The 1,047-nt window shown below is 37.6% G+C and carries 1 protein-coding gene; it reads right to left on the reverse strand.

The window, feature by feature from the left end:
* A partial coding sequence (locus IQ247_RS32225; protein WP_193926248.1) for an acylphosphatase occupies positions 1-901 on the reverse strand: 901 nt, incomplete at its 3' end.
* Positions 902-1,047: the final 146 nt, after the last annotated feature.

The raw sequence follows: 1,047 nt of genomic DNA on the forward strand, positions 1-1,047 counted from the left end.
TATAAGAGACAGGGAGATGGGGAGAATGGCGAGCATTAATCAGAACAATTGGTGCAACAGTGCTTTGGAGTAATTCTTTTTCCTTGGGGGTTGGTTGACAATATTGTTCGATTACTTTTATATCTCTTGCCATTAAAGCAAAGGGTTTATGATGTCGTTGCTTTCGCGATCGCAATTTTTCGACTGCTGTATGATTGGTAGCATCACAAGCAAGATGAATTCCACCCAACCCTTTAATTGCAACTATTTCACCTTTTTGCAATAAACTACACACAGCATCAACATCATCTAACATGGAAAACATCGTAGCTGTCATGGGTTTACCATCAGCACGTTCCAACCATACTTGAGGACCGCAAGTATAGCAAGCTACTGGTTGTGCGTGAAAACGACGGTTTTGTATATCTGCGTATTCCTTACTGCATTGGGGACACATTTTAAAAACCGTCATACTAGTGTTATGACGGTCGTAAGGTATAGTGTTAATGATACTAAATCGCGGTCCGCAATGAGTACAGTTTGTAAAAGGGTAACGATAGTAACGACTTAGGGGGTCGAAAATTTCTTGTTTGCAATCCTCACAAGTCGCAGCATCGGGGACAATTTGTGTTTTGATTGCGGTATTAATACTACGAGAAATTACAAAATTATTAAATATCAATTCTATTTGAGAATAAGTTCTGGTTAACCGATTAATATTAGCTAAGGTAGGAGATTCTTGCTGTATTCTGTGAACAAATTCATCTATAGATTCTTGAGTACCAGATACTCTAATTAATACACCTTCACCGTCGTTACAAACATCGCCATTTAATTTTAAATCTTTAGCAATTCGGTAAACTGTAGGACGAAATCCTACTCCTTGAACGGTACCATAAATTCTAATTTCTTCAGTGTACATCAATTGTTGACTGTTGATGGTGGTTGGTGGTTAATTGATGGTTGATAGTGGTTAGTTGATGGTGGTTGGTGGTTAATTGATGGTTGATAGTGGTTAATTGATGGTTGATAGTGGTTGGTGGTTAATTGATGGTTATTATTTATTTT

The organism is Plectonema cf. radiosum LEGE 06105, assembly GCF_015207665.1.
Lineage (GTDB): Bacteria > Cyanobacteriota > Cyanobacteriia > Cyanobacteriales > Nostocaceae > Rivularia > Rivularia radiosa_A.